This is a genomic window from Allobosea sp. TAB14 (assembly GCF_052113865.1).
GTDB lineage: Bacteria > Pseudomonadota > Alphaproteobacteria > Rhizobiales > Beijerinckiaceae > Allobosea > Allobosea spartocytisi.
In genome coordinates, this window is the sequence record NZ_JBFRDQ010000338.1 from 1 (window position 1) to 1,986 (window position 1,986).

2 protein-coding genes are annotated in these 1,986 nt (G+C 69.0%); one reads left to right on the forward strand and one right to left on the reverse strand.

The genetic code is table 11. The features are described 5' to 3' along the window. A partial coding sequence (locus AB4Y99_RS27375; protein ID WP_441525561.1) for a LysR family transcriptional regulator occupies positions 1 to 878 on the forward strand: 878 nt, incomplete at its 5' end. An 84-nt stretch (positions 879 to 962) separates the two neighbouring features. On the opposite strand, the gene AB4Y99_RS27380 is transcribed toward AB4Y99_RS27375, so the two are convergent. Continuing rightward, a partial coding sequence (locus tag AB4Y99_RS27380; protein WP_441525562.1) for a carboxylesterase family protein occupies positions 963 to 1,986 on the reverse strand: 1,024 nt, incomplete at its 5' end.

The window sequence follows — 1,986 nt, forward strand, 5'->3', positions numbered from 1 at the left end:
TCATTGCGGTGGCGGAGCATGGCAGCTTCACCCGCGCCGCGGCGGCGCTCAATCTCTCTCAGCCCGCCCTGACCGTTCAAGTCCGGGCGCTGGAGGAGGCGCTCGGCCTGCGACTCTTCGACCGGAACACGCGCAATGTCGCGCTGACACGCCTGGGCCGCGAGCTCTTGCCGGAACTGCGGCGCGTCCTGCGCGAACTCGAGGCGCTGCTCGACAAAACCCGGCAGCTCGCGCGCATGGCTGGAGGGATGGTTCGCATCGCGGTCCTGCCTTCCTTCGCCTCAAGCCTGCTGCCGGATGTGATCGCACACTTCCGCGCGCAACACCCCGAGATCGGCTTTGCGCTGCGTGACGTCATCGCCAGCGGCGTCACGGCGCTGACGCTCGCCGAGGAGGTCGATCTCGGCATCACCGGCGGACCGTTCGAGGATGCGGAGCTGGAGCTGATGCTGAGCAGCGTCGATCGGATGCATGCCGTATTCCCATCGGGTCACGCGCTGGACGATGGCACCTCGCCTTCACTCGCAGCGGTGGCACGCCACCCGCTCGTCCTGATGTCGCGGGCGACCAGCGTGCGGGCCGTGGTCGATGCCGCCATCGCGGCTGAGGGGCTGGTGGCGGAGGTTGCCGCGGAGGCGACCTACATGTCCACGGCCGTCGGCATGGTCCGTGCTGGAATGGGGATCGCGATCCTGCCCGAAACCGCAATGGAGATCAAAGCGCTGCCGATGCTTCGTTCGGCGCCGATCGACGATCCGCGGCTGGCGCGCAGCATCTCGGTGATCAAGCGCAGAGGCCGGACATTGCCACCGGCAAGTGCAGCCTTCCTGGACCATCTTGGCGTTGCGTTCGATGCGCTGGACCGCAGCGCAATGTGAGGCGGGTCCGCTTCTTGCCTTGGTGCGCTCTGCCCGCAGTCGCGGGTCTGCTTCCCGGCCTGAGCCGGGCCGCGGTCCGTCGCGCTAGCGATCGAACAGGCCTTCGAAGACAAGGCGAACATCCTTGGACGGATCGGTCAGGAGTTCGGCGCCGTCGACGCCGAAAACCAGCGTCGCCCGCTTTCGGACATCGTATGGCGGCCAGGCGGCGACGCCGCCGGCATGGATGAAAGCCGTGACCATTTCGTGCATGCCATCATCGCCGGGCCCCGCCGCAGTGCCGTAAGGTCCCGGCTGATTCCAGATGAGGCTGAGATCGGCGACATGGGGTGCCTGGCCGGCGAAGGGTCCGGCCGCGAGCGGCCTGGCGTTACGATAGACCCAGGTCGGCCGCCCGGCCGCGTGATGAGCATCGGCCAGCCGGATCGATGGCAATTCGTATTCTTCCGCCGTGAGCAGCTGCAGGCGCCGCGCGCGTGCAGGCATGCCGGGCCACATCCGCAAGGCACGCCTCTCGGCTTCCGCCATGATCTCGGGCCCCAGATGCGCCAGCAGCCGGCCATCCCAGCCCGCCGCCGAATGACCGTCTCCATGCGTCGCTTCGCCCAGGAAGGGCGCGGCCTCGTCGCGCGCCGTCCCGATCAGAAGCGGCACGGGGTGGCGGGGCAAGAGCAGCCGCGGCGACCGGGGCAGGAATGTCCCGTCGGCTACGGGGCGAAAGGGCTGGCGCCGGGTCTCGTTTCTGCTCAATCGCTCTTGCAGGGCAATGAGGCCGGCGGCCGGAATGTCCTGGAGGCCGCGGACGCAACCGCCGGCGAGGGCCAGCACCCTTTCGGCCACCGCATCCGCCGTCTCCCGGCTATGGACCGTGTCGCCGCCGCCGGAGCTCGAAAACGCCGCATGGAACAGGCCGGCCGCCGAGGGCGCAGCCAGAAGGGCCGCGACGTTCTTGGCCCCGGCCGACTCGCCTCCGACCGTGACGCGGCCGGGATCCCCGCCAAAAGCTCCGATGGCCTGCCGGACCCAGACGAGCGCAGCCACGATGTCCCGCAAGGCATTGTTGCCGCTGCCGCGGAATTCCTCGCCGAAGATGCGCCCACCTTCGAGA